Genomic DNA, 24,451 nt, shown 5'->3' with positions numbered 1-24,451 from the left:
ATAGTATTAGTGCATGGCCATCACTCTGCTGAACCTTCTTGAGTCCCGCACCCTTGGACTCAAGGCCCACACCGACATCTCCGGGGTGGGACACAAACCCATCGAGTGGGCGGCCGTCACCGAGCTGCGCGACCCCTCCCCCTTCCTCAGCGGAGGTGAAATCGTGCTCACCACGGGTCTGCGGCAAAACACGATTGCCAACCAGGAGGCCTTCGTCGCCACGGTCCACGGTGCCGGCGCCCTGGCGCTGGGCTACGGGACCGGGCTGAGCCACCGCGGCGTCCCGGCCGCGGTGGTCCGCAAGGCCACCGAGCTGGGACTGCCGGTCTTCGAAGTCCCCTACGAAACACCGTTCATGGCCATCACCAAGCTCATCGCGGATGCGTTGAACGACGACCACCTCAGGCGCCTCGAGCAGCTGCTCCAGGGCCACCAGAAGCTCGCCTCCACCCTGCTCACCGGTGGCCTGCGCGCGATGCTCAGCGAGCTGTCCCGGATGCTGGGCACCGCCGTGGCCCTGACCCAATATGCCGCCCGGATCCACGGACCCGAATTGGGCGACGACACCTGGCACGAGGTTCCCATCGCCACCGGGCTGCGGGACAAATGCACCCTGTACCTGTCCGAGCCCTACGAGCACGACGGCCTGGTGCACTACGCCCAGGGCCTGATCGGCCTGGAACTGGCCAACCAGGCCAGGCTGCGCGAATCCACCCGCCTGGTCGCCGGGCAGGCGTTCTCCGACCTCATGGGCGGAACCCTCAAGGGCTCGGAGGCCAACGCGAGGCTCCAGGGCATCGGGGTTGTCCCCAGCCAGCCGCACTCGGTGGTGCTGGTCGCTGCATCCCCGGGGCAGGAAAATGCCCTGCGCACCCTGCCCATCCCGCCGCAATTCGAGCACATCGTCTCGGCCATTGTCGAGGACCGGCTGGCGCTGGTGGTGGCACGCAACGACGGCACCGAGGTGGCCGACGGGATCGACCGCTACCTCCAGGGTGCAGGCATCGGGGCCCGTGTCGGGTTCGGCGGCGGCTACACCCAACCCAACGGACTGCGTTGGAGCTTCTTCGAGGCCATCGAGGCGCTGCGCCACGGCGAACGGATCAACACCCCCTCCAAGCTGTCGCTGACCTCGCTGCTGCTGGCCGCCCGCGACGTGCCGCTGCAGGCCCTGGCGCAAGAGGCCCTGGAACCGCTGCAGGTCTTTGACAAGAAACACTCGGCCGAGTTGTTGGGCACATTGCGCAGCTACCTGGAACTCGACGGCAGTGTCGGGGCGGTGGCCGAAGCCCTGGGGTTGCACCGGAACACCGTGCGCTACCGGCTGCAGCAAATCAGCGAGCTCTCCGGCTACGACCCCACGACCACCGCGGACCGGGTGCAATTGTGGCTGGCGTTGACCGCGATGGACCTGAACTAGGGCGCTGGCCTACTAAGATGGTTGGCATGGCTGAAATGTTCCTTGAGAAGTTCCGTTCGCTGGTTCCGCTTTACCTCGAGGACGAGTGGCAAGTTGAAGATGGACTGACCGAGTCCGAAATCGAAGATGCCCTGTCCGAGGTCGGCTCCCCCATCCCGCTGGTCTTGCGCGAGTTCTACCTGGCCCTGGGCGGCTGCGAGGACCTCATGGAGGCCTACCACTACTTCTTCGACCCGGACGAGCTCGAGGTTGAAGACGGCTACCTCTTGTTCCTGGAGGACGAAGAGGAAAAGTACGTATGGGGCATCCGCGTGGACCAGCTCGAGGTCCCGGACCCGATCGTGTACCGCCGGCAGAATGCCCGCGGCATCTGGAAGTCCGAGGAAGGCACCTTCAGCGAGTACGTCCTGGACATGTTCAGCTGGGTGTTCGACGAGCTTTCCCCCGAGCTCAACAACTAACGCGCGGCCCATGGGCGGATTGTGGAAATCGCATGCTCCGCAGGGTTACGCCTGCCCGTTTTGCGAGCTGCTGGCCGGCGGCCCACTCTCGGAGGGAAACCTCTGCGTACCCACCGACCTGATCTACCGCACCGAATCCGTCGCCGTGATCATGGCCTGCGACGGTTTCGGCCCCTACGGCGGGCATGCGATGGTCATCCCGGTGCAGCACCATGAGGCGCTCTACGACCTGCCGGACGAGGTCGCCGCGAACATCATGTTCGAGACCAGGCGCATCGCCCTGGCCATGAAGCATGCTTGGAACCCGGAAGGGACCAGCACCCGCCAGCACAATGAGCCGGCCGGGAACCAGCACGTCTGGCACTACCACCAGCATGTCTTCCCGCGCTTCCCCGGCGACAACCTCTACGGGCACCTGCGCCACCGCGTATCGGTTGAAGAACGCGCGCAAAAGGCCGCCCGGTTGCGGGCGGCCCTTGACGAAGCAAATCTTTGGGGAGATTCCCCCGACGGATTCGGTTATTAGTTCTTGGTTTCCAACCCGGCTTAGAGCTCGCGGGTGACCACGGCGTCGGCAAAGGCGGCCAGGGATTCCTTGACGGTTCCCTCCGGCAGCGGAGCCAGTGCCTCGATGGCGGCATCGGCCCAGTGCCGGGCCACGTCCCAGGCCTGGTTGGTCGCGGGGTTTGAGGCCACCGCGGCAACGGCGCTGGCCAGCGCGGCATCCTCGGTCAGGTCCCCGTCCACCAGCTCCAGCACCTTCGCTGCAGCGGTGTCTCCGGCCGCGGCCGCATCGCGCATCAGCAGGATCGGCAGCGTCGGGACGCCCTCGCGCAGGTCGGTGCCCGGGGTCTTGCCCGAACGGACCTGCGCGCCGGTGACGTCGATGACGTCGTCGGCGACCTGGAAGGCCACACCGACCTTCTCGCCGTAGGAACGCAGCACCTCCACATACTGCGCCACGCCGCCAAAGAGCGCGCCGAAGGCACCGGAGGTGGCCAGCAGCGATGCCGTCTTGTCGGCGATCACGTTCAGGTGGTGCTCGATCGGGTCGTCGTCCTCGCGCGGGCCGACGGATTCGTGCAGCTGGCCCAGGCACAGTCGCTCGAAGGTGCGCGCCTGCATGGACACGGCCTCCGGGCCCAGCTCCGCGCCGATCACCGAGGCGCGGGCGAAGATCAGGTCGCCGGTGAGGATCGCGACCGAGTTGCCCCAGACCTCGTGGGCGGTGGGTGCCCCGCGGCGCAGCGGCGCCGAGTCCATGACATCGTCGTGGTAAAGCGTGGCCAGGTGGGTCAGTTCCACGATGGCCGCTGCCTTGATGACGTCCTCCGTCACGCCGTCGCCCAGCAGGGACGTGAGAATCACCAACAGGGGCCGGATGCGCTTGCCCCCGGCCTCGACCAGGTGGCGGCTGGTGGCATCGATCAGCGGGTCGGAATTGGCGATCGCATCGCGCAGCAGCTTCTCGACCTTGGCCAGCCCGGTGGCGATGGCGGGACCGAACTCGGGGTCCTGGGCGATGAGCCCAAAACCGCCGGGAAGGTTGACCGCGGCGGCCAGCACGCTGGTTTCCGGGTTCAAATCGAAGGAGTCGTGCACGCCGTGTCCGGCAGCTGTCCAGTTTGTCTGGGAATCGGTCACTGTTCTAAGACTTACTATCTCTCGACGGTCGGCTCCAGGTGCGGCGTGTGGCCGATTCTGGGTGCTGGTCGGTTGGCACCAGCTGCTCAAGTACAAGGTTCACTCTATCGCCATTCACCGCGCGGGCATCCTTTGTGCCGGGATCGCCGCAGGTCGAGGACCCCGGGAGGTCGCGATTGGCCGTTCTCAGGCCTTCGGTTTGGTGGCCCGGTGCACCGCCACGATCCCTCCGGAGAGGTTTCGGTAACGGCAATTTTCCCAACCGGCTTCCTCGATCCACGCGGCCAGCCCATCCTGGGTGGGCCAGGCGCGGATGGATTCGGCCAGGTAGACGTAGGCGGCGGGGTTGGAGGAAAGCTTGGTGGCCACCGGCGGCAACGCCCGCATCAGGTACTCGGAGTACACGGTGCGGAACGGGGCGAAGGAGGGGTGCGAGAACTCGGCTACGACCAGTGTTCCGCCGGGTTTGGTCACGCGCAGCATTTCCGCCAGCGCCTTCTTGGGCTCGTTGACGTTGCGCAGCCCGAAGCTGATGGTGGAGGCGTCGAAGCTGTCGTCGACGAAGGGCAGGTTGGTGGCGTCCCCGGCGACGAAGTCGATGTCGGGGCGGCGGCGTTTGCCGACCTTGAGCATGCCCTGGGAGAAGTCGCACGCCACGACGCCGATTCCGGCATCCGCGTACGGTTCGGAGGAGGTGCCGGTGCCGGCAGCCAGGTCAAGGACCCGCTGGCCGCGCTTGGCGCCCACCGCGTCGACGACGACCTTTCGCCATCGCCGGGTCTGGCCCAGGGAGAGGACATCGTTCATCACGTCGTAACGCGGGGCGACATCATCAAACATGGCTTGGACTTCTTCGGGGCGCTTTTCCAGCGATGCACGGCTCACCGTTTCATTGTTGCAAAGTTCACCGGCATCGGGAAAACCCTTGCGGCTCCGACGCCCGGGTGAGCGGGGCCACTACCGCCCCATGGGGCCCGTTCCGCGGCGGTAAGCTAGGCAGATCATGACTTCGCAACTTTCCGCCGCCGTGGGGACCCCCGTCCCGGGCACCGTCCCGCTCCTGCGTTCGATCACCGTCCAGCGGCCGGCCATGAGCGAGCACGGCCTGCTCGACTACATCACCCGCGACGATTCCCTGGTGTGGTCCCGACATGGCGAGGGAACCATCGGTTTTGGCCAGGTGGCGAGGTTCGAATCCACGGGCCCGGAGCGCTTCGCCCTGGCACACGCGTGGTGGGATGCGGTTTCCGATGCGGCGCAGGTAAGTGACCCGCTGGATTTACCGGGCACCGGCCTGATCGCCTTCGGGGCGTTCGCCTTCTCGTTTTCCAGCACCTACTCCTCACGCTTGATCGTGCCGCGGATCGTGGTGGGCCGCAACGAGACCTGCAGCTGGATCACCTACACGGTGGCGGACCCCGAGACGGAACTGAGCGCGGAGGCGGCCGAGGCGGAACTGGCTGACTTGCTGGAGGACTACTCCCCCGAGCACGAGCTGGGCGAGGGCCTCGACCGGCTCGTGGCCGGGCAAATCTCGGAGCAGGAATACAAGGACTCGGTGCGCAAGGGTGTTGCGGTCATCGAATCCGGTGCCGCGACCAAGCTGGTGCTCGCCCGCGACGCGGTGGCCGAGCTCGCTTCCCCGATCGCCGTGGCCCAGGTCCTGCGCCAGCTGGTGCTGCGCTACGACGACTGCTGGACCTACTCGGTGGACGGGCTCATCGGAGCCACACCCGAAATGTTGGTGCGCGTGCGCGGGGAGATTGCCGAGGCCAGGGTCCTGGCCGGGACCCTTGACCGAGCCACTGCCCCGAGCGGGGATTCCCGCTACGCCCACCGCATGCTGATCGAGGACGAGAAGCAGCGCCACGAGCACCAGTTGGCCATCGACTCGCTCACCGAGCAGCTCGGCCCGCTTTCCTCGGGCATGGACGCCCCTGACGAACCCTTTGTACTGCAGCTGCCCAACGTCTGGCACCTGGCCTCGGACGTCAAGGCGTCCCTCGCGGCCAGGGCCGACGGTTCGGTGCCCAGCGTGCTTGATTTGGCCGAGGTCTTCCACCCGACGGCCGCCGTGTGCGGGACTCCCACCAAGGAGGCGGGCCGGATCCTGCGCGAGCTTGAGGGCATGGACCGCGGGCCGTACGCAGGACCCGTGGGATGGATCGATACCCGCGGAAACGGCGAGTTCGGCATTGCCCTGCGTGGTGGAGTCATCGAATCACCCACCTCGGTTAGGCTCTACGCCGGGTGCGGCGTGGTTGCCGCTTCCGATCCGGTGGCCGAGCTTGCCGAGTCCTGGGCCAAGATGCGCCCCATGCGCGAGGCACTGGGCATCTAGGTTTTTGGGCAAGCCCACGTCGTACAACGATTAAACAACGAAACTTGTTTACCATGAGAAAAACAATGTAGCCTGTGAGGCACATCTCACAAGGGCTGCGCTGCCGGTTAGAATGATCTTCAACGCAAAACCTGCGAGCGTTCACCTAGAGAAGGATCACACTCCATGCGGATTACATCAACCGTGCTCAAGTCATTGGCAGTAGCGGCCGTGGGGGCCTTGGCCTTGACTGCCTGCGGCAGCAGCGAAACCCCTGCTGCATCCTCGACGGACGCCAACGCGCTTAAGCTCATCAATGCCGGCAAGCTCACCGTTTGCTCCGACATCCCGTACGAGCCGTTCGAATTCGTCAAGGACGGCAAGAACGTCGGCTTCGACATGGACATCGCCGCCGAGATCGCCAAGGACATGAAGGTCGAACTCACCGTGATCGATTCCAGCTTCGACGCCATCGAGTCGGGGCTGTTCAAAACGCAGTGCGATATCGCCATTTCCTCGGTGTCCATCACCGACGCGCGCAAGGGAAACATGGATTTCTCCACCCCGTACATGGATGACGACCTGACCCTCGTCGCCAAGGAAGGCTCGGGCGTCACCGACCTGGAGTCGGCCAAGGGCAAGAAGGTCGGCGTACAGCAGGCCACCACCGGTGCGAAGTTCGCCAAGGAAAACGGACTTGACGCCATCGGCTACGAGGACTCGGGTCTCCAGCTCGCCTCGCTCAAGGCGGGAACCACCGTTGCAACCTTGGGAAACCAGTCGGTGCTGGGCTACGCCATCAAGGATGACCCCACGCTCAAGCGCGTTGCCGATTTCAAGACCGGCGAACAGCTGGGTGTTGCAGTTCCCAAGGGTGCGACCCCGATGCTCGACCAGGTCAACACCACGCTCAAGCGCCTGACCGATGACGGTTCACTCGCCAAGTTCACCGCGACCTGGTTCGGCACCACCAACTAACGTCAACCCCATTTGATGCAGGCACACAGGCGAGGCCCTGGCTCCCGATCGGAACCGGGGCCTCGCCATCTTTCACGGAAGGCTTCAATCCCATGGCCATGACCACTCGTCAACGCGCCCGATTAAGCAAAATCATTCAGATCGTCATCTTCCTCGGCGTCATCGTGGCGGTGGTGCTCCAAGTCGACTGGAGGATCCTCGGCGACAATTTCTTCGCGTTCGACAAGCTGGGCCCCATCTTCCCCGAGCTGATCACGGTCGGCCTGAAGAACACCCTGTACTACACGGTCATCTCCTTTGCCTTCGGATTGGCCCTGGGTCTGCTCCTGGCGCTCATGAAGATGGCCAGCTTCGCTCCGTACCGCTGGTTCGCGACCGGATTCATCGAGTTCTTCCGCGGGGTTCCCGCAATCCTGGTCCTGATCGCCTTTGGCTACGGCGTGCCCACCGCCTTCCCCGGCACGAGCTGGCCGCAACCGGTGGTGGTCATGGTTTCCCTTGGCCTGGTATCAGCGGCCTACATCGCCGAGACCCTGCGCGCGGGCCTGCAAGCCGTACCCAAGGGACAGATCGAAGCCGCCAGGTCGCTGGGCATGCCCGCGTGGCGCGCCATGGTCACCATCGTGATCCCCCAGGCGTTCAAGATCGTCCTCCCGCCGATGACCAACGAAATCATCTTGCTGACCAAGGACTCGTCCCTGGCCTTCATCTTGGGGGCGAGCATGGCACAGTACGAAATGACCAAGATCGGTCGAGACGGCATCACCTCCCTCGGTGCCGGCATCACCCCATTGATCGTGGCCGGTGCGTTCTACCTCGTCATCACCATTCCTTTGAGCCTGATCGCTCGAAAGTTTGAATCCCGTTCTGCACGGACGAAGCGTTAGGGAAGTACCTCATGTCTGACAACAACACCCAAACCACTTTCAAGGCATCAGGCGTGGATATCCGCGGCCTGCACAAGTCCTACGGCGACAACGAAGTCCTCAAGGGCATTGACCTGGAGGTCAAGCCCGGAGAGGTCGTATGCCTCATCGGCCCCTCGGGCTCGGGGAAATCGACGTTGCTGCGCTGCGTCAACCTCCTGGAACAGCCGAATGCCGGCGTCATCCATGTCGGCGGATTCGACGCCACCGACCTCGATGTGGATCTGGACAAGATGCGCCAAAAGGTTGGCATGGTCTTCCAGCAGTTCAACCTGTTCCCGCACCTGACGGTCCTGCAAAACTGCACCGTTGCACAGACCAAGGTCCTGAAGCGGCCGGCGGCGCAGGCCAAGGAAACCGCCCAGAAGAACCTCAACCGTGTGGGCCTGGGGGACTTCGGCGACCGCTACCCCGACCAGCTCTCCGGCGGGCAGCAACAGCGCGTGGCCATCGCCCGTGCGCTGTCGATGGATCCGACCCTGATGCTCTTTGACGAGCCGACCTCCGCGTTGGACCCGGAGACCGTGGGCGAGGTGCTGGCCATCATGCGCTCGTTGGCCAAGGGCGGCATGACCATGCTGGTGGTGACCCACGAGATGTCCTTCGCCAAAGAGGTCGCAGACCGGGTGATCTTCATGGACGGCGGCGTCGTCGTCGAGCAGGGGCCCGCCAAGGAGGTCATCGGCAACCCGCAGCAGCCGCGCACCCAGGACTTCCTCAAGCGCGTGCTCGATCCCACCCACGTGGAGATCGCAGAGTAGGTCCCGCACACCGGAAACCCCGAGGGGCGGTTTGGCATCCACTCGGATGCCAAACCGCCCCTCGGTCCTTAACCGCACCGCAAGCGGCGCTCCTGCGGCCGTAGCTGCCCCTTCAGCCGAGCTTTCGCGAACGGGACCCGCCCGGTTAGACGATGGGCCAAGCTTTCCCCCGCAGGGAGCCCGTACGTTTCCGGCGGCTCCGGTCTAGCGGATTGGTGGCCAGGCCAGTTCTCCGGTCTGTGCCGCGATGCCCGCATGCAGGGCACGCAGACCGGACCTCGTCACGGCCACCTCGATGATGCGACGGGTCCCGGGGCGCTGCAGCACGTCCCGCAACTCGTCCACGGTGTCCACGGCCAGGTATTCCCAGCCGTAGGCCTGGGCCAGCGGCTGGATTTTGACCCGGTGCGGTGTGGCAAAGAGACGCTCGACGGCGTTGGCGTAGCGCCCGGATTCGGCCACCGCACCGTGTTCCAGGGTGGAGAAAATGGCCCCGCCCGAATCGTTGAGGACCACGACATCCATCTCCGGTGCGGCTTCACCCTCGCCGATCAGCAGCGCTCCCACGTCATGCAGGAATGTCACGTCCCCGACCAGCAGCGTGGTCTTGCGCCCGCCGCGCGCCTGGGCGATGCCCGTAGCGGTGGCCAGCGTTCCGTCGATCCCGGCCAGTCCCCGGTTCGCGTAGACCGTTGCAGCGGGATGGGGTGCGGGGCGTCCGCAGAGGTCGGCGTCGCGGATGACGTTGGAGGATCCCAGGACCAGGTTCCCGCGGGACAACGCCCAGGTTTCGCGTGCAACCGCCGGTCCGTCCAGGCCGCCGTCCGCCGCCAGGGCCTGCTCGATGGCTTCCTCGGCCTGCCGCCCCAGCTCCTGCCACTGCCCCAGCCAGCCTTCGGGCCCGACCCCGGCGAACTGTGCCAATGCGGCGGGGTCTGCCATGGCCTGCTCGCGCCGGCGTCCCGGTTCAAACCACGGGGCGGGGGCCGGGGCCCACAGCGCCGAAACGATGTCCGGGTCTGCCAGCAGCCTGCCCACGGGACGGGTCAGGGTGGGACGGCCGAAGAGGACCACGCGCTCGATCCGTGCCATGTGACTGCTCAGCAGCGTCCGGTACGGGCCAATGGCGTTGGGCCCGAATCGCGCGTTGGAACTTGGCTCGGCAAAGAGCGGCAGGCCCAGCGCCCGGGCGAAGCCCTCGGCCTCGGGGCCGGCACCGTGGCCGGCCACCACCACGGTTCGGCGTTCGGTCACGGGAATGTGGTTCCGCCATCCCGGGTCGTTGTCGGATGCGAGCGCGACGGGTGGGTGGGTGATGTTGGCTCCGAATTCCGGCAACCTGTCCCCGGGTGCCGGAACCAGCGGATCCCGGAAGGCCACATTGATCTGAACCGGGCCCGGCGCCACCGAGGCGGTGCCCCGCGCGAAGGCCATGGCTTCGGCCACCAGGGCATCGGGGTGCGTTCCGGCGGGAATGGTGACGGCGCCGCGCACATGTGCACCGAACAGGTCGACCTGGTTGGTGGTCTGGTTAGCTCCGGTCCCGTGGAGTTCGGCGGGACGGTCGGCCGAGAGGACCACCAGCTTGACCCCAACGTGGTTGGCCTCCATTACTGCCGGCAGCAGCTCCCCCACCGCGGTGCCCGAGGTGGTCAGCACCGGAACCGGACCGCCGCCGGCCAGGGCTAGCCCCAGCGCGGTGAACCCGGCAACGCGTTCGTCGATGCGCACATGCAGGCGAATGGTTCCTGCGGCTTCCGCCTCGGCCAGGGCGTAGGCCAGCGGGGCGCTGCGTGATCCGGGGCAAATCACCACGTCGCGGACACCGTGGGTCTGCAGCGCGGCAAGCAACAGGCGGGCGACTTCCATGGAGGAAAGTTCGGGGACGGAATCGGAGGGCATGGGTACCATCCTAATTCCGTCCCCGACCAGAACCTCTTTCGGCTTATTCGGAGATGGCGATGTAGCGGGTGACCAGATCGGTGGAATCCCCGCCCTGGGCGTTGGCAGTCCTGTCCACGTGGAATTCCTCGACGTAGTCGATGGGGCGTCCGGTGTCAGGGTTGAACATCAACATGGTCTGGTGGGTGCCGCCCATGCCGGGGGGTGTTTACGCCGAAGACCATCGTCTTGCGATCCCACCTGTCGGTGCTCGTACCCAAGTATTCCAGGCCCTTGACCGCGGGCAGCATCCTTAACATCGTCACGCTTTGGGACTGGTTCAGTTTCCAATCCGTCAGCATGAACCCCACGCTTTGAACGAACCCCTCGGAGCTGTCTCCGACAGCGGCTCCATGGGACAGCTGGAACTTCTGGATCTGTTTGAAGAGCTTTGTTGGTTCGTCACTTGGGGATGTCTTGAACCAAGGCTGCATCTCCCCGGGGTTGAAATCGATGGTGTCGACGCTGCCAGGGACTTGGTTCCCGTCGAAGGGCACAAACTTGACGGTTTCACCCGTGATCGAAAACGGGTCGCCCATCGTCTGCTTGATGCTGCCGCTGAGATCCTTCTCCCGCCGGGTCTCGGTCACCGTGGGGATGGAGATCCGTTCGTCGAAGTCGCCCTCGATCAGCGTGATCGTACCCGAACCGTCCTCGAGAACGACAGGTTCTGCGTACTGCACGGCCAGGGGCACAAACATGGAGCCGGCCTCCCAGTGCCCCACCTTAAGGTGTCCGGGGTTGAAGTCCGCAGGATCGGGGTTTTTCCGTGCCGCCGCAACCAGCGCGGAGACCGCCTCACCGGTGCTCATCGTGGCTGGTTTGATGCTCGTCAGAGGCAGGGGCGCCGCCACGGCCTTGCCCAATCCGTTCAGCGATACGCCCAGCGGCACGGCCACGAGCACTCCGGCGGCGACTGCGGCCAGGGCTCCGAGCACCCGCCTGCGCGTGGTCTTGCGCTTGGCATCCAGCGCCACGACGTTGCTCGGTGCCGGTTCCCCGGCTGCCCTTGCGGCCGGCTCCGCGAAAGGGTCGGTTGAAGCATTCGTTGTGGCTGGTGTGGCCAGTATGGAGGCCAGGTCGTCCAGGGCTCGCTGATCCAGCTCCGGGGTCTGTTCGACGGGGAACGGGTTGGCATTCCGGATCCCTGCATCGAGCGTGCTGTCGTCCTCGAAAAGTTGCTTAGGCATGGTGGACCCCGCTTCGTAGGATGTCTTGAGTGACTTGCGCGCGCGGCTGACCCGTGCCCAGGCCGCTTCCTGGGAGCAGCCCAGGACGTTGGCCAGTTGTTGGGCGCTGAGCTGCTCCCAGTAGGTCAGGTACAGGATTTCGCGTTCGGCATCCCGCATGCCCAGCATGGCCTCGCGCAGCTGGAGGGAGTGTTCGTCCCCGGCATGGCGTTCGGGGCAGTGCTGCAGCTTGACCTCGAGTGCGGCAACCCGGAGCTGGCGCCGGTACTCGTTGCCGATGAGGTTCTTGCAGGTCTGGTAGAGAAAGGCCAAGCCCAGGTGCTCGGCCTGCTCGAACTTGGACCAGGCCACCCTGAAGGTCTCGCTGGCCAGGTCGCGCGCGGTCTCGTGGTTGTTTATCCGGCGTTGGGCATAGGCCAGCACCAGCCAATAATGTTGCCGGTAGAAATTGCTGAACCGCTCTTCGGGTGCGCTTGGGGGTCCGTGTTCGCCCTCCAGCAACCTTGCATCCGGTTGCATGGGCCTCCCTCGATCTCGATGGTAAGTCTTACACCCTATCTATTTCCGCCATCGGGGCGTTCCTGACATGGGGAAACCGAAAACCTTCCGGGCAGGCAAAAGCGCCCTTGGCGGCAACGAACCTTCTCGTTGCCGCCAAGGGCGCTTGGTGGTGCATCAACGCCGCACGCATGCGGCAAAGCGCGGCTACTTCTTGGGACCGTGGCCCTTGGCCGAGGTGAAGACCTGGACCACCGAGGGGCGGGGGCCGTAGACCTCGCCGCGCTTGGCCTTGGAGGGGTTCAGCACGTAGTCCGGGAAGAACGAGATCGGGTCGGCAAAGGTGCCGCCCTCGCCGGGGTGCTGCACGGCCACGAACACCGAGCCGTCGCGGTCGTGGATCAGCGGGCCGCAGGTCTCGGCGCCGGCCGGGACCGCCAGGAACTGCTCGACCTTCCCTCGCTCCGCCCCGGTCAGGGTGACCTTGTGCAGGGCGTCGCAGTACCCGATGGTGCCCGGCTGCCCGTCGGTGGAGATCCACAGGTTGCCCTTGGAGTCGAACGCCAGGTTGTCCGGGCAGGAAATCGGCGAGACCTTGTCCTTGGGGTAACCGGAGAAGTAGGTGCTCGCGTCCTTGGACGGATCCCCGGCGACCAGCAGGATGTTCCAGGCGAACGCAGTGCCCGTCGCATTGTTGTTGCGTTCGGTCAGCTCGATGACGTGGCCGTCGCGGTTCCGGGTGCGCGGGTTGGCCTCGTCCACGGTTGCCTTGCCGGTGGTGTCGCGCTGGGTGTTGTTGGTCAGGGCGATGTAGAGCTTGCCGGTGACAGGGCTCGGCTCGACGTCCTCGGGGCGGTCCATCTTGGTGGCCCCGACCTTGTCGCCGGCCAGGCGCGTGTAGACGAGTACTTCTTCCAGGCTCATGCCCGGCACCTTGGAGGCGCCGTCCTTGACCAGTGGAATCCAGGTTCCGGCGCCGTCGAAGGAACCGTCGGCTGGAACGGCGGCCGACCCGTCGATCTGGGAGGCCGGGGAGTTGCCGGAGAACTTGGCGACGTAGAGGTCGCCTTCCGAGAGCAGCGTCATGTTGTGCTTGCGGTCCCCGCGGCGGTACTTGGCCTTGGAGACGAACTTGTAGACGTAGTCGAAGCGCTCGTCGTCGCCCGAGTAGGCCACGACGCGCCCGTCGTCGGCGATGAGGACGTTGGCTCCCTCGTGCTTGAAGCGGCCCAGCGCGGTGTGCTTCACCGGGGTCGAATCCGGGTTTTGCGGGTCGATCTCCACGATCCAGCCGAAGCGGTTGATCTCGTTCTCGTATCCGGGATTATGGGCGGAGAAGCGCGGGTCCACGTCCTCCCAGCCGCGTTCGGTGGCCTTGTCGGCGATGCCGTAGCGGGCGTCGGTCTCCGAGCCGGTGCCGCGGAAGTACTGGTTGAAGTTTTCCTCCCCGGAGAGCACGGTGCCCCACGGGGTGGTGCCGCCGGCGCAGTTGTTCAGGGTGCCCAGCGCCTTGCGGCCCGTGGGGTCCGCGACGGTCTTGAGCAGCTCGGACCCGGCGGCCGGGCCGTCGATGGCAAAGGCCGTGGTGGCGGTGATGCGGCGGTTGCGCTCGCCCCCGCGGACGTAGGTCCACGGCGTGCCGGCCTTCACGCGTTTGACCTCGACCACGGAGAACCCGTGGGCGGCCATGGCGATCTTCGCGGCCTCGGCCTTGTTCGCCTGGAACCAGGTGGGGTCGAACATCAGGTCTTCGTTGGTGTATTCGTGGTTGGCCACCAGCACGCCGGAGCGTCCGGAGTACTTGTCCACGATGATGTTCAGGTAGTCGTTGTTGTAGCCGAACTGGCCGGCCTGACGCTTGGCGCTCTGCTTGGTGATGTCGAACTTCGGGGCGTGGTTGAACAGCGGGTCGCCCCAGCGGATGATCGGGGCCCAGTCGTAGCCCTCGGGAACGGTCATGGCATCGACCGTGCGCGGCACCGGGGCAATGGCCTGGAAGGACAGCTTGCCGCCGCCGTTCGGGGCGACGACGGTGTCGGCGTGGGCAGCGGTGGCCCCGACCGTCTCGACACCCACGACCAGTGCCGCGGAGGCCACGGCACCGATGCCCAGGATGGAGCGGCGGCTCAGGGCGGCGTCGGCGATGTCGCGGAAGTAGCTGTTGGAGCTGGTGTTGCAGACGTCCTTGGCACAGGCGTCGCCGCACTTGAAGTGGCAGGTGGCCGCGTCGCGATTGCCGCGGGTGTGGCCGAGCATGGGAAGGAAGGTACGTGTGAGGCTCATGGTTTTCTCCGTGCAACGCTATCGAGTGGATGACTTCGATTCCCAGCGTTCCAGCCACCGGTGAGCGTCCGGCCGCCACCAGGTTAACGGCAGGCTACCGCAGGGTGTCGGTTTCGTGGCGCGGGGGCCACTTTGTGGCCCGGGTCACGGGATCGGGCCGGATCCGGCTTCTGCGACGGCAAAGGCATGCCCTGCCTAGCGGCGGGCAGTGAGCAGTTCCCGGTGGCAGTCGGCCAGGCGCTGGTGCCACCAGGTGCGGCGTTCGGCGTTGACCTCGTGTTTGCGGAGGAGATCCGGGTCGGCGGCGATGTCCCGCAAGCGAAGTTCCCCGCCCACGGCCAGAAACCTGTCCGTGGTGATGTCGGAGGAAAAGAGCGAACCGGTGGCCAGCCCGCAGGCGTAGGGCAGATCCGGCAGCGCGGCGGCCAGGGCTGCTCCCTGGCGCAGGCCGATGGAGGTGTCCAGGGCGGAGGAAACCACCGCCGGCAATCCGGCGTCGCGCACCACCTGCAGCGCCCGCCGGACCCCGCCCAGCGGCTGGGCCTTGATCACGATCAGGTCCGCGGCCCCGGCGCGGGCCACCGCCAGCGGGTCCGATTCCTTGCGCACCGATTCGTCGGCGGCGATCAGCACCCCGAGTCCGCGGCGCGCGACTTCCTCGCGCACCCGCACCAGGCCGTCGATTCCCGCCACGGGCTGTTCGGCGTATTGCAGCCCGTAGCCGGCCAGTGCCTCCAGCGCCGCCATAGCCTGATCGTGGTCCCACCCGGCGTTGGCGTCGATGCGGATCGCGGCGTCGGGAAACAGCCGGCGGACCTCGGCCACCCGGGCCACGTCCTGGGCGAGGTCCTGGCCGGTTTCGGCGACCTTGACCTTGATGGTGTGCGCCGCGTCGTAGGAGGCCAGGACCGCTTCGACCCGCTCCGGGCCCACGGCCGGGAGCGTGGCGTTGACGGGAATGGCTTGGCGCACCGGATCCGGGTATCCGTCCCAGGCGGCCTCGATGGCCGAGCGCAGCCAGGCGGAGGCCTCGGCCGGGCCGTATTCCAGGAAGGGCGAGAACTCACCCCAGCCTGCCGGGCCGTGCAAGAGCATCGCCTCGCGGTGCCGCACCCCGCGGAACTGCACGGTCATGGGCAGGGAAACCACATGTGAGGCATTGATTAGCTCGTCAAGGTCCGGCAGCTGGTTCATGGGTTCCAGCCTATCTTCCCTTCTGGTTCAGCTCCGGTAGGCGGCGTCGAGCGCTTCCTGCCAGGCGGCCGTGTTGGCCCGGGCATCGGCGCCGTGGGCGAAGTCGTGGACGATCACCCCAACGGGGCCGCCGAAGGCGTTGCGGCCAAAGATCCGCACCAGTGCGTCGGTGGTGCGCAGCCCCACGAAGTTCTCGTTGCGGAAGTCCACGGTGGCGCGGGTGGTTCCGCGCCCGGGCAGTTCGAGTTCCAGTTCGGCGCCGGCCGCGGCGTCGGCCAGGCCCAGGGCCGAAAGCCAGGTTTCCAGTGCGTCCGGGGCCTTCGAGGCCTCGGGTCCCTGGATGTCGCTGAAGGCCACCGGGAGCCCATCGAAGTGGCGCAGGTACTCGCCCAGGGTATGCAGGTAGAAGACGGTGTGCTTGGAGGCCCCGTCGTATTGGTTGTCCCAGTCGTCGACGAAGATCCCCGAGTGGACGTAGCGCAGCGCGGTGCCGTTCTCGTCCGGGGTCAGCACGTGCTCCAGCTGGTTGTACCAGCCGTCGGGTCCGTCCATCCGGGTAACCAGGTGCGTGGGGTACTCGTCCACCGTGCGCACCGAGGGCCACTGGTCCGTGGGGAACATCCAGGCGGCGGTGCCGTTGGTGACAGCTTCCCAGATCCGTTCCGGTGTGCTGTCGATCACCAGTTCTTCGACGATCTCGAATTCCTTGCTCATGGCGTGCCTTCCTTCAAGGTGGGGTGCAGGGCCACGACCAGGCGGTGGGCCCGGGCGGCGGGTGCGTTGGTGTTGTCGTGGTACTTGGTGGCGAGCCGGGCGATCGCGAGGCCGAGCTCTGCGCTGAATTCCGCCCGTTCGCGGGCGGAGGCAAAGACAATGTCAGCGTCGATGGCGAAGGTTCCGAAGCCCTTGCGGGCCTTGCGTGCGCCGATAAGCAGGGCCCCGACCTCGCGTATGGTCCGTGCGGCCAGGGCCAGCAGCCAGGTTGCGGAGAATTCGTTCCGCAGGTCCGCTGGTGCCGGGCTGAGGGCGGCAAGGGTTTGCGGCGAGATCACGTAGGACGCCGCGGTTGCCTGCATGAGCCGTTCGGTCATGATGCCCTTGTGGCGCAATTCCACCTGGGCCAGCAGCCCGAGTTCGGCCATTTGGTTCAGGTGGTAGGTGATTTTCTGGCGCGGGATCTCCAGCCTGGCCGCCAGCATGCTTGCCGAGGCCGGTTCGGCGAGCTCGGCCAGCAGCCGCTGGCGCATCGGGTCCAGCGTTGCCGCCGCTGCCCGCGGGTCTTCGATCACTTCGAGGTCCAACATGCTTCAAAGAATTTCACTGACAAATTAATTTGTCAATAGGTCGGTGCCGACCGGAAACCCGCGACCGCTCTGCGTCCTCCCCCGTGCGCGGGCTTGGCGAATCCATGGGAGAAAGCCCACGTTCCGGGCCACCGGCAAGGATTGTGTGAAACCCTGTTGGCAATGAGCTTTTCCTCCAAGCCCCCGCCCAGCCAATCAACGGGCAGCGCCCTGCTCCCCTGGTACGGCTCGTTGGTGCTGCTGGCTGCCCTCTTTTGGGCCTGCTACAGCTTCTTCGTCATGACCAAGCTCGGCCAATGGATCGACGAGGCGGCGCTGCTGGGCGGCGAGGCCTTCCTGGCTGCGGACAAGACCCGGGGCCCCGCGCTGGCCTTCCTGGACCACATGCCGGCGGCCTCGGCGCTGCTGGCCGGCGGATTCATCCTCTTCGCACTGGTTCGCAGGCGCGATTTCCTGCGCCCCGCGGTGGCCGGGGCCCTGCTGCTGGGTGCCGCCGGATCCACCCAATTGCTCAAGCATGTGTTGCTGGTGCGGCCGGATTTGAACATTTCGGGTGCCTCGATGAACTCGTTCCCCTCGGGGCACACGACGTTCGCCGCCGCAGCCATGGCCGCGATCTTCATCGTCGCCCCCGTGGCGCACCGGTCGCCGGTGGCCCTGCTGGGCTGGGCCTACGCCGCGGTGGCCGGGGCCTCGACGCTGGTGCTGGGCTGGCACCGCCCCAGCGACGTGCTTGCCGCCTATCTGGTGGTTGCCTGGTGGAGCGTGCTGGCAGGGCTGTTCCTGCGCCATGCCCACGGGAGCGGTCCCGGGCCCCGCACCACGGCCGCCGGATCCAGGACGGTTCCCGAGCGGCTCTTGCGCGCGTCGGCAGTGGTGGGCGCAGTGGCTGCGGCAGCGGCCTTGGCACTCGCGCTGGCCATGGACCACCCGGCGATCGGTACCGTGCGCAACGGCGCCCTGTTCGTCTTCCTGGCCGTGGGCCTGGCATTGGTCCTGGGCACCGCCATGGTCTCGGGCTGGTTCATTCATGGGCTTTTTGCCCGTTACGGGGCTCCCATCCGCCGCCGGTTGGTCCGGGGAATGAAATAACCGAAGATCCCCGCTCCCAGCAGCGAAATCCCGCCGATCGCCATCACCCCGGCGCCCAGCGTCGCCACGGCCACCAGGACCGAGAGCAGCACCGGTCCGGCCATGGCGCCGGTGTCGGACAGCAGGCGCCACAGCCCCAGGAACTTGGGCCGCCCGGCCACCGGCGAGTAGTCGGCTCCCAGGGTCATCACGATGCCCGACCCGATGCCGTTGCCGAATCCCAGCACCATGGCCACGGCCAGCATCGTGGGCATGGAGTGGGTCAGCGGCAGCAGGAACAGCGCCAACGACATGACCGCCATGCACGGCACCGCGACCCAGGCCCGGCCGCGCTTGTCCATGACCTTGCCCGCGGGGTAGAAGATCAGCATGTCAATGGCCCCGGAGAACCCGTAGACCAGCGAGATCGTGGCCGCATCCAACCCGATGTTTTCGCCCCACAGGGGAAGCACGACCTGGCGGGTTGAGCGCACCGCGGAGATGCAGACAATGCCCAGCCCGATCCCCAGCAGGATCCGCCACTGGTCCTTGGCAATGGAGAGCATCGATCCGCCGGCGCGGCTTTGGCCCGCTTCAACCGGCGCCCGGGTCTCGAGATCCGGAATCCACAGGCATACGACCGTGGCAATGGCCATGGCCACCATGCCCACCCAGTAGGCCCCGGCGATGCCGAGCCACTTCATGGCCAGGGTGGCGGCGAAGGGTCCGATGAACACCCCGATGCGCATCACCCCGCCCAGGGTTGACATGGCCCTGGCCCTGAATTCCAGCGGGACGGCCTCGGCCAGATAGGTCTGCCGGGCCAAGTTGAACACGGCCCCGGCCATGCCCAGCATCATCACCCCCACGGCAAAGAGGCCGAGGTTCGAGGGGACGATGCCCAGCACCATGCCCAGGGCCGCCCACCCTGCAGCGAAGACCATGGCCAGGCGTTCGCCGACTTTCGTGGTCAGCACCGCGGCGGGGACATTGGAAACCAGGGAACCGACGCCGACCAGCGTGACGACCAGTGCGGCCGTGGCCAGGTTGGCCCCGCGGTCCAGGGCAGACAGGGCAATGATGGGCGTGACCGCACCCAGCCCCAGGCCGTACAGCAGGGAAGGTGAATACACTTTCACCGCGATCCTACGCAGGCTGAAAGGTTGTTCACTCATGTGTTCATCCTACTGAACCGGCTATGGCATGGTTTTGCTCAGCCTTTGCAGGAAGATCGTGGATTGTTCGGGGCCGTAGGGCAGCACTTCCAATTGGTGGGCGGTGGGGTCGAAGCTTCCGGTCGGCCAGGAGCGCACGATGGTTTCCCCTTCCAGGATTGCGGCCAGCATTTCGCGGTGCTGCCGGCGCACGAATTCCAGGTCCACCGGGTCTCCGTGCCCGGGCACCACCACCACGTCGTCGTCGCATTCGCGCACGAGCCGGCCCAGCAACTCCGCCCAGAGATAGGGGTTCGAATCCTCGAAGTTCGGCGGTCCGCCCTCCTCGACCAGGTCGCCGGTGAACAACACCTTGCCGCAGCGCACGAGCAGGTCTCCGCTGGTGTGCCCGGGGCCCAGGCCAAAGAGCTGCGCGGTGACACCGCCAAGGTCCAGCGTGCCCCCGGTTTCCGTGACGATGTTGCCTGGCACGACGATGCCCGAGTGCTCTCCCTGGCGCAGGGCCATTTCGGGTTCCAGGAAGCGCACCAGCTGGCGCTCGGCCTCCCCGTTGCGGCGCAGGTGCTCGATCGCCGCTGCCGTGGCGTGAAAGCCTTCCACGCCCTGCGCGGCAAAGTAGTCGTTGCCAAAGACGTGGTCGCCATGGGCATGGGTGTTCACCACAAGCAAGGGGAGACCGGTGATCTTGCGGATGGCCGCATACAGGCCCTTCGCTTCCCGCGGCCCGGAGCCGGTGTCGATCACAACGGCGCGGTCCTGGCCCACGATCAGGCCGGTATTCATGGAAAATCCGTGGTTGAGCAGTCGCCAGCAATGCGGGGCAAGCTGTTCCACGCTGGGTACCAATGGCTGCTTCATGGCGGGTCCCCATTTCCTCGGTGCCGGGCGGTGCCGGTGTTTTGGCGATATCCACATTCTGCATGAAAATCAGTCCGGGCAAAACCGATTCCCCGGAGACCGCAGGGGCATGCCGGGGAATCGGGTCGCACCACCGTGGAACGGCAGGTGCTAGGGAACGGTGATCTTGATCTTCCCGAAGGGGACGGTCTCGTCAACGAAGGCCTGTTCGGAATGGCCGCCGAGTCCGCGGATGTGAACCCCGTACTTGCCTTCGGCCACGGACTCCCGGAAGATCGGCATGATCGTTTCGATGTGGAGTTCGTCCTTGCCTAGAAGGTAATGCTCGTATTCAGCAGGTAGCTTTTCCATGGCATCAGGATAGTTGGTCGTCGCCGCTTTCAATAGGGGTGGTGGGAAGCTGATCCGGGCCTCGGCCAAGGCGGTTGGCGATGGCAAGGCGAATCATGCGCCAGCGGCAGCATCCCTGGGCCCCGGCGGCGGATGCGCAGGTGCCCGCGGCGAGGTTCCATGAAGCACCTCTCGCCGCGGGCACGTGCCTGGCCGCGATACGGGAAACCGTTACAGGTCCGCCAGCACCGAGGCCGGGTTTTCCATTGCGTCGGCCACGAAGCGCAGGAAGCCCGCGGCCGTGGCGCCGTCGCAGACCCGATGGTCGAAGGCCAGCGTCAACTCGGTGACCTTGCGGACCGCGAGCTCGCCGTCCACAACCCAGGGCTTGTCGATGATCCGCCCGACACCGAGGATCGCAACCTCCGGGTAGTTGATGATCGCCGCGGAACCGTCGACGCCAAAGACCCCGTAGTTGTTCAGGGTGAAGGTGCCGCTGGTGAGCTCGGCGACCGTGGCCTTGCCGGAACGGGTGACCTCGGTCAGCCGTGCCAGTTCGGCATTCAGCCCGCGGGCGCTGAGCTGCTGGGCGTTGCGGATGGACGGGACCATCAAGCCCCGTTCGGTCTGCGCGGCAATGCCCAGGTTGATGCCCTCGAAGCCCACGATCTCGGCTTCGCCCTGCGCGTTGTGCTCGATGCGGGAGTTGAGCGCCGGGTACTTCTGCAGCCCGGCAACCACGAAGCGCGCAATGAAGGCCAGCAGCCCCGGGGTGTTCTCCGGGTCGGTTCCCTTCATGGCCGAACGCATCCGCACCAGGTTGGTGGCGTCCACCTCCACCCACACGGTGGCCTCGGGGATCTCGCTGCGCGACCGGCTCATGGCCTGGGCGATGGTCTTGCGCACGCCGTTGATCGGGGTCCTGGTGGAAATTCCCAGGCCCGAGCGCGCATCGATTGAGCCCTCGGCCGCGGATGCCGGGGCAGCCGCGCGCACCGGTTCGACGTCCGGTGCCGCGGTCCGCGCCACCGGCGCTGCAGTGGTTGCGGCGGCAGCCGCCTCGATGTCCGAGCGCAGGACCAGCCCGCCGGCACCGCTGCCGTTGAGCGTGGCGATGTCGATGCCGTGGTCCCGGGCCAGTTTGCGCACCAATGGCGAGATCACCAGAGGGGCACGGCGCGGCGCGGCGGCGGGCACCCCGCTGGCGGTGGCCGGTGCGGTGCCGGCATCGGTGCGCGGGCGGCGCTTGCGTGCCTTGGCCGAGAGCCCCTCCGGGGTTCCGTAGCCGATGAGCACGTTGCCCGAGCCTTCGCTCGCCGGAGCCTTGGCTCCGGCTCGTTCCTCCTCGCGGTAGCTTTGGGCGACCTCGCGCTCCGGGATGCCGGACTTGGGTTCCGCGGCGGGCGCTGCCGGGGCCACCGCGCCTTCCTCCAGCACGGAGAACAGCGGAGCGTCAACGAGCATCATCTGGCCCTCGGCTCCGTGCAGCTCGTGCACGGTCCCGGCATAGGGGCTGGGCACCTCCACCATCGACTTGGCGGTTTCCACCTCGGCGATCGGCTGGTCGATGACCACGGTGTCGCCCACGGCAACCAGCCACTTGACCAGCTCGGCCTCGGTCAATCCCTCACCGAGGTCCGGCAGCAAAAAGGTCTTCACGCTCATGCCCCTTCCTCCCATTGCAGCGCATCCACGGCATCCAGGATGCGGTCAACGGATGGCAGGTAGTACTTTTCGAGTTTCGGCGCCGGGTACGGGGTGTCGAACCCGGTCACACGCAGCACCGGGGCCGCGAGCGAGTGGAAGCACCGCTCCTGGATCCGGGCGACGATCTCGCTGGAGACCGAGGCGAAGCCCGGCGCCTCGGCGATGACCACGGCGCGCCCGGTCTTGCGGACGGACTCACAGATCGTTGCGTCGTCGAGCGGGACGATGGTGCGCACGTCGATGACCTCGAGGCTGCGGCCCTCCAGGGCTGCTGCCTCGGCCGCGGCCATGGCGGTGGACACGGAGGGACCGTAGGCGATCAGCGTCGCGTCGGTGCCCGAGCGGGCCACCGCGGCGCGCCCCTCGGTCGGCGGCACCGCGTCGGTCTCGTGCGAGAGCCGCAGCGCTTCCAGGTCCACCTGTTCCTTGGACCAGTACAGCTTCTTGGGTTCCATGAAGATGACCGGGTCCGGGGAGTCGATGGCCTCGCGCAGCATCAGGTATGCGTCGCGGACCGTGGCCGGGGTGAAGACCTTCAGTCCCGGGGTGTGCGCGTAATAGCTTTCGGAGGAATCGCAGTGGTGCTCAACTCCCCCGATGCCGCCGGCGTACGGGATGCGGATGACCATCGGCAGGGGCACGCGGCCCTTGGTGCGGTTGTGCATCTTGGCCACGTGCGAGGCGATCTGCTCGAAGGCCGGGTAGGCGAAGGCGTCGAACTGCATTTCGATGACCGGACGCATGCCGTTCATCGCCATGCCGATGGCCATGCCCACGATGCCGGACTCGGCCAGCGGGGTGTCGAAGCAGCGCTCCGAGCCGAAGCGCTTGGTCAGTCCGTCGGTGATGCGGAAGACCCCGCCAAGGACCCCGACGTCCTCGCCGAAGACCAGGACCGAATCCTCCAGGGCCATGGCATCGGCCAGGGCGCTGTTCAGTGCCTTGGCAAAGGTGACCGGCTGGGTTCCGGCGTCGGCGGTCCGTGCCGCCGCAGCGGCAGTGGCGGCGGAAACATTGCCGTTGGCCGCCGAAGACGTGGTTACCGTGGGGCTCATTTTGCGTCCTCCTCGCGGGCGAGTTCGTCGGCCAGCATCGCGGCCTGCTCGGCCATCTGGGTGGTGGGTGTGGAATAGACGTGGGCGAAGAGCTCCGACGGGTCCGGGTTGTTCTCCGCGTTCATGCCGTCGCGCAGGGTCGTGGCCACCGCTTCGGCACTGGCCGCGATCCGCGCCTCGGTCTCTTCGGGCAACAGGCCGGCATCGGCCAGGTACGCACGCATGCGGGTGACCGGGTCCTTGGCGATCCAGGCTTGGACCTCGTCGTCCTGCCGGTAGCGAGTGGCGTCGTCGGCGTTGGTGTGGGCCTGCATGCGGTAGGTGTGGGCCTCGACCAGCAGCGGACCGTTGCCCTCGCGGGCCAGGCGCACCGCGCGGCCCAGCACAGCCATCAGGGCAACCAGGTCGTTGCCGTCGACACGCTCGCCGGCCATGCCGTAGCCGACCGCCTTGTGCGCCAGCGACGGCGCCACCGACTGCTGGGACAGCGGAACGGAAATCGCGTACTGGTTGTTCTGCACGAAGAAGATCACCGGCAGGTTGAAGACGGCGGCGAAGTTCAGTGCTTCGTGGAAGTCGCCCTCCGAGGTGGCTCCGTCACCGCACATCGCCAGCACCACCGTGTCTTCGCCGCGCAGCTTGGCCGCGTGGGCGACGCCGACCGCGTGCAGCAACTGCGTGGTCAGCGGCGTGGACTGGATGGATACCTTGTACTGCTTTGGGTCATATCCGCTGTGCCATTCGCCACGGAACCCGGCCATGACCTCCATGGGGGCCACACCCTTGGCCATGACCGCAACGGTGTCTCGATAGGTGGGGAACATCCAGTCGCCCTCGGCCAGGCACAGGGCGGCTGCCACCTGGCAGGCCTCCTGACCGTGGCTGGAGGGGTAGACGGCCATGCGACCCTGGCGCACCAGTGCCGAGTTCTGGTCGTTGACGCGGCGTCCGATGACCAGCTGCTCGTAGGCGTCAACGAGCGCCTTTGGGCTCGGCAACGGGTATTCGTGGCCGGGTTCGGCGCCTTGCTGGCCCGAGGGGTGCAGCTTGCCATTGACGTCGAGCATGTGGATTTCGGTGCGAGCCGGGAGCATGTAGTCCTCGGGGGTGATCCCGAACTTGCTGCTCACCTGCTCGATTGCGTCGCGTGGTTCTGTGGTCGTCACGGGTCACGCCTTTCTGCTGTTGTTCCTGACGCCGGGGCCCGGGCTTGGCCGGAGAACGTCACTTCTTGTCTTAATTATGGGTATTTTTGATGAAACGTATCCATCATCCGGGAAAATTCTGGAATAGTGCGCTTCAAAGCGGTATTCTTGTAGACAAATCAACAGTGTG

At 66.3% G+C, this 24,451-nt stretch carries 23 protein-coding genes; 8 read left to right on the top strand and 15 right to left on the bottom strand.

Annotated features, from left to right (window positions below):
- Positions 1-13 precede the first annotated feature (13 nt).
- The 3 genes from J2T21_RS17955 to J2T21_RS17945 are packed head-to-tail and all read left to right on the top strand — an operon-like array spanning position 14 to position 2,407.
- Positions 14-1,420, top strand: a complete 1,407-nt coding sequence (locus J2T21_RS17955) for a PucR family transcriptional regulator (protein ID WP_307583299.1) — start codon at positions 14-16, stop codon at positions 1,418-1,420.
- A 26-nt stretch (positions 1,421-1,446) separates the two neighbouring features.
- Positions 1,447-1,881 carry a hypothetical protein gene (locus J2T21_RS17950; protein ID WP_307583297.1) on the top strand — a complete coding sequence of 145 codons (435 nt, stop codon included), beginning with the start codon at positions 1,447-1,449 and terminating at the stop codon, positions 1,879-1,881.
- A 10-nt stretch (positions 1,882-1,891) separates the two neighbouring features.
- Positions 1,892-2,407: an HIT family protein gene (locus tag J2T21_RS17945; RefSeq protein ID WP_307583295.1), complete on the top strand. Its 516-nt coding sequence runs from the start codon at positions 1,892-1,894 to the stop codon at positions 2,405-2,407.
- Between the two features lie 20 nt (positions 2,408-2,427).
- On the opposite strand, the gene J2T21_RS17940 is transcribed toward J2T21_RS17945, so the two are convergent.
- Together J2T21_RS17940 and J2T21_RS17935 are read right to left on the bottom strand one after the other, a co-directional pair.
- A complete protein-coding gene (locus tag J2T21_RS17940; protein ID WP_307583293.1) occupies positions 2,428-3,525 on the bottom strand; it encodes a polyprenyl synthetase family protein in 1,098 nt (365 codons plus the stop codon).
- Between the two features lie 186 nt (positions 3,526-3,711).
- Entirely contained in the window at positions 3,712-4,410 is a 699-nt protein-coding gene (locus J2T21_RS17935) for a demethylmenaquinone methyltransferase (protein WP_307583292.1), read from the bottom strand.
- A gap of 118 nt (positions 4,411-4,528) precedes the next feature.
- Here J2T21_RS17935 and J2T21_RS17930 point away from each other — a divergent pair, with 118 nt between their 5' ends.
- From J2T21_RS17930 to J2T21_RS17915, 4 genes are all read left to right on the top strand, one after another.
- Entirely contained in the window at positions 4,529-5,866 is a 1,338-nt protein-coding gene (locus tag J2T21_RS17930) for an isochorismate synthase (protein WP_307583290.1), read from the top strand.
- A 165-nt stretch (positions 5,867-6,031) separates the two neighbouring features.
- Positions 6,032-6,823 (top strand): ABC transporter substrate-binding protein, encoded by a 792-nt coding sequence (locus J2T21_RS17925; RefSeq protein ID WP_307583288.1) that lies wholly within the window; start codon positions 6,032-6,034, stop codon positions 6,821-6,823.
- A 92-nt stretch (positions 6,824-6,915) separates the two neighbouring features.
- Positions 6,916-7,710 carry an amino acid ABC transporter permease gene (locus J2T21_RS17920; RefSeq protein WP_307583285.1) on the top strand — a complete coding sequence of 265 codons (795 nt, stop codon included), beginning with the start codon at positions 6,916-6,918 and terminating at the stop codon, positions 7,708-7,710.
- A gap of 11 nt (positions 7,711-7,721) precedes the next feature.
- Positions 7,722-8,510: an amino acid ABC transporter ATP-binding protein gene (locus J2T21_RS17915; protein WP_307583283.1), complete on the top strand. Its 789-nt coding sequence runs from the start codon at positions 7,722-7,724 to the stop codon at positions 8,508-8,510.
- 204 nt (positions 8,511-8,714) lie between these two features.
- Here J2T21_RS17915 and menD read toward each other — a convergent pair whose 3' ends face one another.
- The 7 genes from menD to J2T21_RS17880 all read right to left on the bottom strand — a co-directional run bounded on the left by menD (position 8,715) and on the right by J2T21_RS17880 (position 16,920).
- Positions 8,715-10,412: a 2-succinyl-5-enolpyruvyl-6-hydroxy-3-cyclohexene-1-carboxylic-acid synthase gene (gene menD / locus J2T21_RS17910; RefSeq protein ID WP_307583281.1), complete on the bottom strand. Its 1,698-nt coding sequence runs from the start codon at positions 10,410-10,412 to the stop codon at positions 8,715-8,717.
- Between the two features lie 43 nt (positions 10,413-10,455).
- Positions 10,456-10,587, bottom strand: a complete 132-nt coding sequence (locus tag J2T21_RS17905; RefSeq protein ID WP_307583279.1) for a hypothetical protein — start codon at positions 10,585-10,587, stop codon at positions 10,456-10,458.
- Positions 10,568-12,160, bottom strand: a complete 1,593-nt coding sequence (locus J2T21_RS17900; RefSeq protein ID WP_307583277.1) for an RNA polymerase sigma factor — start codon at positions 12,158-12,160, stop codon at positions 10,568-10,570. Before J2T21_RS17900 ends, J2T21_RS17905 begins: the two co-directional genes overlap by 20 nt.
- Positions 12,161-12,346: 186 nt before the next feature.
- Positions 12,347-14,422 (bottom strand): PhoX family protein, encoded by a 2,076-nt coding sequence (locus tag J2T21_RS17895; protein ID WP_307583275.1) that lies wholly within the window; start codon positions 14,420-14,422, stop codon positions 12,347-12,349.
- A 195-nt stretch (positions 14,423-14,617) separates the two neighbouring features.
- A complete protein-coding gene (locus tag J2T21_RS17890) occupies positions 14,618-15,616 on the bottom strand; it encodes an o-succinylbenzoate synthase (RefSeq protein ID WP_307583273.1) in 999 nt (332 codons plus the stop codon).
- Positions 15,617-15,643: 27 nt separating this feature from the next.
- On the bottom strand, positions 15,644-16,330 hold the full coding sequence (locus J2T21_RS17885) for an SRPBCC family protein (RefSeq protein WP_307583272.1): 687 nt from the start codon (positions 16,328-16,330) through the stop codon (positions 15,644-15,646).
- Positions 16,327-16,920, bottom strand: coding sequence for a winged helix-turn-helix domain-containing protein (locus J2T21_RS17880; RefSeq protein ID WP_307583271.1), 594 nt, complete (start codon positions 16,918-16,920; stop codon positions 16,327-16,329). The genes J2T21_RS17885 and J2T21_RS17880 overlap by 4 nt, the downstream gene beginning before the upstream one ends.
- A gap of 162 nt (positions 16,921-17,082) precedes the next feature.
- Between J2T21_RS17880 and J2T21_RS17875 the strand changes: the two genes are divergently transcribed.
- Entirely contained in the window at positions 17,083-18,012 is a 930-nt protein-coding gene (locus J2T21_RS17875; RefSeq protein ID WP_307583270.1) for a phosphatase PAP2 family protein, read from the top strand.
- On the opposite strand, the gene J2T21_RS17870 is transcribed toward J2T21_RS17875, so the two are convergent.
- From J2T21_RS17870 to pdhA, 6 genes are all read right to left on the bottom strand, one after another.
- Entirely contained in the window at positions 17,967-19,166 is a 1,200-nt protein-coding gene (locus tag J2T21_RS17870) for an MFS transporter (protein ID WP_307583268.1), read from the bottom strand. The two genes, J2T21_RS17875 and J2T21_RS17870, sit on opposite strands and share 46 nt — an antisense overlap.
- Before the next feature lie 21 nt (positions 19,167-19,187).
- Positions 19,188-20,024, bottom strand: coding sequence for an MBL fold metallo-hydrolase (locus J2T21_RS17865; RefSeq protein ID WP_307583267.1), 837 nt, complete (start codon positions 20,022-20,024; stop codon positions 19,188-19,190).
- A gap of 150 nt (positions 20,025-20,174) precedes the next feature.
- Entirely contained in the window at positions 20,175-20,375 is a 201-nt protein-coding gene (locus J2T21_RS17860) for a hypothetical protein (protein ID WP_307583265.1), read from the bottom strand.
- 210 nt (positions 20,376-20,585) lie between these two features.
- The gene (locus J2T21_RS17855; RefSeq protein WP_307583263.1) at positions 20,586-22,019 is read right to left on the bottom strand and encodes a dihydrolipoamide acetyltransferase family protein; all 1,434 of its coding nucleotides are present in this window, start codon (positions 22,017-22,019) and stop codon (positions 20,586-20,588) included.
- Positions 22,016-23,116 carry an alpha-ketoacid dehydrogenase subunit beta gene (locus J2T21_RS17850; protein ID WP_307583262.1) on the bottom strand — a complete coding sequence of 367 codons (1,101 nt, stop codon included), beginning with the start codon at positions 23,114-23,116 and terminating at the stop codon, positions 22,016-22,018. The genes J2T21_RS17855 and J2T21_RS17850 overlap by 4 nt, the downstream gene beginning before the upstream one ends.
- A complete protein-coding gene (pdhA, locus tag J2T21_RS17845; protein ID WP_307583260.1) occupies positions 23,113-24,282 on the bottom strand; it encodes a pyruvate dehydrogenase (acetyl-transferring) E1 component subunit alpha in 1,170 nt (389 codons plus the stop codon). The genes J2T21_RS17850 and pdhA overlap by 4 nt, the downstream gene beginning before the upstream one ends.
- Between the last annotated feature and the right edge of the window lie 169 nt (positions 24,283-24,451).

Source organism: Paeniglutamicibacter psychrophenolicus (genome assembly GCF_030812255.1).
Lineage (GTDB): Bacteria > Actinomycetota > Actinomycetes > Actinomycetales > Micrococcaceae > Paeniglutamicibacter > Paeniglutamicibacter psychrophenolicus_A.
The sequence above is the reverse complement of the archived record's forward strand: the minus strand, read 5'-3'. Positions and strand labels throughout refer to the sequence as shown.